4 protein-coding genes, 1 tRNA gene and 2 pseudogenes are annotated in these 5,334 nt (G+C 64.1%); 5 read left to right on the top strand and 2 right to left on the bottom strand.

Annotated features, from left to right (window positions below; genetic code table 11):
• Both IT540_RS09015 and cobU read right to left on the bottom strand, forming a co-directional pair.
• A pseudogene (locus tag IT540_RS09015) lies at positions 1-240 on the bottom strand (glutamate dehydrogenase); the annotation flags it as partial.
• A 224-nt stretch (positions 241-464) separates the two neighbouring features.
• The gene (gene cobU, locus IT540_RS09020; RefSeq protein WP_291176054.1) at positions 465-992 is read right to left on the bottom strand and encodes a bifunctional adenosylcobinamide kinase/adenosylcobinamide-phosphate guanylyltransferase; all 528 of its coding nucleotides are present in this window, start codon (positions 990-992) and stop codon (positions 465-467) included.
• A 215-nt stretch (positions 993-1,207) separates the two neighbouring features.
• Between cobU and cobA the strand changes: the two genes are divergently transcribed.
• From cobA to IT540_RS09045, 5 genes and pseudogenes are all read left to right on the top strand, one after another.
• Positions 1,208-1,999 carry a uroporphyrinogen-III C-methyltransferase gene (gene cobA / locus IT540_RS09025; protein WP_291176056.1) on the top strand — a complete coding sequence of 264 codons (792 nt, stop codon included), beginning with the start codon at positions 1,208-1,210 and terminating at the stop codon, positions 1,997-1,999.
• On the top strand, positions 1,996-2,655 hold the full coding sequence (gene bluB, locus IT540_RS09030) for a 5,6-dimethylbenzimidazole synthase (protein WP_291176058.1): 660 nt from the start codon (positions 1,996-1,998) through the stop codon (positions 2,653-2,655). The genes cobA and bluB overlap by 4 nt, the downstream gene beginning before the upstream one ends.
• A 111-nt stretch (positions 2,656-2,766) precedes the next feature.
• Positions 2,767-3,072 (top strand): ETC complex I subunit, encoded by a 306-nt coding sequence (locus IT540_RS09035; protein WP_291176062.1) that lies wholly within the window; start codon positions 2,767-2,769, stop codon positions 3,070-3,072.
• A 102-nt stretch (positions 3,073-3,174) separates the two neighbouring features.
• A tRNA-Arg gene (locus IT540_RS09040) sits at positions 3,175-3,251 on the top strand.
• Between the two features lie 324 nt (positions 3,252-3,575).
• Positions 3,576-5,334: pseudogene (locus IT540_RS09045) on the top strand (hypothetical protein); the annotation flags it as partial.

Below are 5,334 nucleotides of genomic sequence, written 5' to 3' on the forward strand. Positions count from 1 at the left end.
GCGAAAGCCGCGGTTGATCTGCACCTGGCCCTTGTCGTCGACCCACGGCACGCGGAAGATGATCTGCCGCTCCGGCTCGCAGATGCGCTCGATCAGGGCGCTTTCCGCGTAGTGTGGGTGCTTGGCGATGACGGCGCCGAGGCTGTCGAGCACCTCGCGTGCGGCTTGATGGAATTCGTCCTCCCCTGGATTGCGGCGCAGCACGTCCGCAAAAATCGGTTCCAGCTTCTCGTCGAGCATTTCGTCGGTCTTCCCCACGGTCTTGTTGGTTTTGGCAAACAAAAAGACGGGAGCGACCCGTCTCGCCGCTGCCACGGACGAGGCGGACCGAAAGGCTGCTCGGGTGTCAGGGACGCGCCATCTATACGAAAGACGACAAGGACGCACAAAAAATAGGCGATATGCACAAATTTAGATCAGACAGCGGACGGAATCACAGGCCCTGAGGCGCTTCTTTTTGGGAGTCAGGGCTGCTTGAGCGTGAGGGGAAGGCCCGCCGCCATCAGCACGACATGATCCGCCTCGGCGGCGACGGCTGCGTTGAGGCGCCCCTGCGCATCGCGGAAGGCGCGGGCCAGCGCGTTGTCCGGCACGATGCCGAGCCCGACCTCGTTCGACACGGCGACGATCGGCCCGGCTGCGCTGCGCAAGGCGTCGATGAGCTGCGTGCACTCCATCTCGATGTCGCGCCCCGTCAGCATGACGTTGCTGAGCCACAGCGTCAGGCAGTCGATCAGCATGGGACGGGGATCGTCCGCCGCCTCGCGGACGGCGTCCGGGAGCGCGAGCGGCACCTCGCGTGTGGCCCACCCCGGCCCGCGGCGGGCAGCATGCAGGGCGATCCGCTCCGTCATCTCTAAGTCGTGGGCTTCGCCCGTTGCCACATAGACCCAGGGCGGAGGCAGTGCCGTGACCAGCCCTTCCGCAAACCGGCTCTTTCCCGAGCGCGCGCCGCCGAGGACGAGGGTGAGACGAGGCAGCAGGTGAGCCATGTGACGGGTCCGATTGAGAAAACCGCCTTTGTTTGACAGGACTTGAACGCAAAGGCTATCTCAATCCGCAAGCTGGTGCGCGACCCGCCCACGGGCGCCGACACGCGTTCAGCACCGAGCCTTCCCCCGCATCCCGGACGCGCCACCGGCGCCGTCGGTTTCAACCATTGCAGGCCTTCCTGGACGATCGCGACCGAACCACCGATGCGCCGACTATGATCTTTCCGCCGGACATCTTTCCCGAGTTCCCGGACATGGCGCCGGGCGAGGTCTGGCTCGTGGGGGCAGGCCCCGGCGATCCACGCCTGCTCACGCTGCTCGCCGTCCATGCGTTGCGCTCGGCCGACACCATCGTGCATGACGCGCTGGTCGATCCGCGCATCCTGCGTCTCGCCCGCGACGGCGCCGAGATCCGCTTCGCCGGCAAGCGCGGCGGTCGGCCGTCTGCGCAGCAGCGCGACATCAACGAGCTGATCATCGCCGAGGCGAGGAGGGGCTGCCGGGTGCTGCGTCTCAAGGGCGGCGATCCTTTCGTCTTCGGGCGCGGAGGGGAGGAGGCGCACGCGCTCGTGCGCGAGGGTATTCCGTTCCGCATCGTCCCCGGGCTGACATCCGGTCTTGCCGCCCCGGCGCTTGCGGGCATTCCCGCCACCACACGCGAGACCAACCACGCGGTCATTCTCGCCGCCGGCCATCGCGCCGAGGGCGACAGTGCGGCCTGCGCCTGGGAAGCCCTTGCCGCCACCGGACAGCCGATCATTCTCTACATGGCGCTGGCCCAGCTCGAGGAGATCGTTGCGGCCTTCCTGCGCGGCGGCATGAGCCCCGAGACGCCCGCGGCCGTCATCTCGCACGCGACCAGCGATGACGAGCGCATCGTCGATACGCGCCTCGCCGATCTCGTAGCTGCCACGCGGGCGGACCACGTCGAGGCGCCCGCCATCATCGTCGTCGGCGCCATTGCGGGGCTGCGTACCGTGCTCGCGTCCACCATGGTGAAGCCATGACGGATGCTAACGATAGCGCAAACCCGCCGACTTTCGGCCCGGACTTCACGGCTGCCTTCCGCGACCTCGTGCTCTGGCGCCGCGACGTACGCCGCTTCCGCACCGATCCGGTTCCGGAGGCCCTCGTCGAGCGCCTGATCGACCTCGCCTGCCATGCCCCGTCGGTCGGCAACTGCCAGCCCTGGCGCTTCGTGCTCGTGGGCACTGCTCCGTGCCGCGAGGCCGTGCGCGCTTCGTTCCTCTGCGCCAACCGGTCCGCCCTCGAAGGCTACGACGGCGAGACGCGCGCGCTCTACGCGCGCCTCAAGCTCGAGGGCCTCGAGGCCGCACCAATCCAGATCGCCGTCTTTGCCGACGAGGAGACGGAGCGCGGTGCCGGCCTCGGGCGCAGGACGATGCCGGAGACGCTGCGCTACTCTGTCGTCGGTGCCGTTCACACGCTATGGCTGGCAGCCCGTGCCGAGGGGCTTGGCGTCGGCTGGGTGTCGATCCTGGAGCCCGACGTCGTCACCCGGGCGCTAAACGTGCCGGAGGGCTGGACCCTCGTCGCCTATCTCTGTCTCGGCTGGCCTGTCGAGGAGCATCTCGATCCCGAGCTCGAGCGCGCAGGATGGCAGGCGCGGGCAGAGAGGGACGCTTTCGTGCTGCGCCGCTGACGCCGATGTCTGTGCGATGCGTCCGCTTGTTAACCTGTCCGGCAGAAGCTAGAATTGTTCTATTCTGATGTCCGCCCTGCGGCGTGCAATGAGACGAGCGAGAACACGGCAATGACGGCGCGCATTTTCAAACCGGCCAAGACCGCCATGCAGTCGGGCACCGCCCGGACCAAGGAATGGGTGCTCGAGCACGAGGCGGGGGTGCCGCGCCAGATCGACCCCCTGATGGGCTGGACCAGCTCGGCCGACACGCGCACCCAGGTTCGCCTCGAGTTCGACACCAAGGAGGAGGCGATCGCCTACGCCGAGCGCAACGGCATTCCCTACCGGCTGGACGAGCCGAAGCCGCGCGGCCTCGTGCGCAAATCGTATGCCGACAATTTCAAGTTCGGCCGCCTGGGCGCCTGGACCCACTGAAGCCTTTCGGCATAGAACCCGGGCCTGCTGGCCCTGGGTGTTAATGGTGCGGTCTGATATAGAGCGCATCATGAGCTGCCGTAACCTTGGCAGCGAGATCACGACCCCGTAGCTCAGCCGGATAGAGCAGCCGCCTTCTAAGCGGCAGGTCGCAGGTTCGAATCCTGCCGGGGTCGCCACTCTCCCGAATTGGAAAACATTTGGAATTCCGCTGCTGTTTCCCAAACTTGGAGAGACGCAGATCCGTGGTGGTTGGATCCAGAGGGATACTCGCCATCTAAAACCCCATATTACTCGTATGAATCATTTCGAATTTAATCGAAGAGAATCAATCGCATCATTCAAACGATGTATTACTGATCTGCCACGTTCTCGCGCCAAGAGAACTTCATCGGCATTTTTAATATGGACGAGCGAAGCTCATCATCTAGCAATTAAATCCAATTCATCAGTCGCGCGAATTGGCGCGATCGTCATATGTTTGCGTAGATGGATTGTGAGCCATGCATCGCGTTGTGTTGCGTGCTTTTCTCTTCGGCGTTTACACGCTGTTTGCTACAGTTCTGGTACCGACGACTGTTTTTTCCGCATGCCCCGCCGATGCCGTCATCTGTATAGGAAATCCAGCTGCCACCGGTGCTAACGGATCGCCGCCCCTCTCTGGCGACGATGCTGATCCTGGCTTGCCCGGCATAGCTCAATCCTTCACGTATGCTGGGCCAGCCATAAATGCTGCGGGCGATGATCGCGACGGAATTCGCATCTTCACCTCCGGTGGGAACGGCGGAAACGGGGCCAGCTCGATTATCATTTTGAATGCGGGGAATGGTGGCGCCGGAGGGGCCGGGGCCGAGCTCACCGTCACGAATGCTCAAATCATAACGACGAACGGCTCCCGATCGAATGGCATCTCGGCAATTGCCGATGGCGGTAATGGCGGAAACGCCGGCTCAGCCGGACTGGTTGGAGGCGGCGGCGACGGTGGCAGCGGCGGGAACGGCGGATCGGTCAATTTGACCAACAGCGGCCGGATCACGACGACAGGCGAAGAATCCCGCGGGATTCTTGCTCAAGCCAATGGAGGACGGGCCGGGAACGCAGGCGGAGCGATCGTGTTGGGTGTGTCCGGCAGGGGTGGCCTGCCTGCCTTTGGTGGACCGGTAACGGTAAACAATAGCGGCATCATATCGACGAACGGTTTGAGAGCGGATGGAATCCTGGCTCAGTCAATTGGCGGCGGCGGCGGCGCTGGAGCAGCAGGTGGACTATTCCTGGTTGCACGCGTCGGCGGAAAATCGACAAGCGGCCACGACGGAGGGACCGTAACGGTCACCAGCACCGAAAGCATCACGACAAACGGCAACGATGCAAACGGCATTCTTGCTCAATCCATCGGTGGAGCAGGTGGCAACGCGTCAGGCAGCGTCAGTCTTGTTGCACTTGGCGGTGACGCCGGCGGCGCCGGCGGCGGCAACGGCAATACGGTGACGGTCAATGCTTCGGGAACGATCACGACGTTGGGCGAGGCCGTAGACGAGAACGTTAAAAAAGATCAGGGCGGCTCGCACGGCATCCTCGCGCAGTCGATCGGCGGCGGCGGCGGTAACGGCGGCTTTGCAGTGGGCATCGTAGCCCTTGGCGGTGACGGCGGCAGCGCCGGTAATGGCGGCAACGTGAACGTTACTCAAGCGCCGGGCTCGCTCGTCATCGACACATGGCGCAATCGTTCTGCGGGCATTTTAGCTCAATCTGTCGGTGGAGGCGGTGGCGACGGGGGCTTTGCCCTTGCCGGTGGCACTAACGTTGCCATCGGTGTCGGCGGAAAAGGAAACGGTGGCGGTGACGGCCAGACCGTTACCGTGGATGTCGGCGGTCCCGGGTCCATAACGACCAGGGGTCATGAGTCTGTAGGAATTCTAGCCCAATCAGTCGGCGGAGGCGGGGGCAACGGTGGATTGTCTGCCGCGATATCTCTAGGCGCTCTCTCGATCGGCGGTGACGGCGATGCAGGAGGCAACGGCGGCGTCGTCCACGTCACGAACGGTCTTGTGGTGACGACCGAAGGCGATAAGGCCCATGGCATTCTTGCACAGTCAGTCGGCGGCGGAGGAGGAAACGGTGGAGCGTCCTTCGCCGTTGCCGCCGGTGGAACGCTATCCGTAGCGGTGGGTGGTAAGGGTGGCGCGGGCGGAAATGCGGGTGAAACCGTTACTGTCGACAATACCGGCGACATCACGACGAAGGGAAATTCTGCTTACGCTA

Source organism: Hyphomicrobium sp. (assembly GCF_020852195.1).
Lineage (GTDB): Bacteria > Pseudomonadota > Alphaproteobacteria > Rhizobiales > Hyphomicrobiaceae > Hyphomicrobium_C.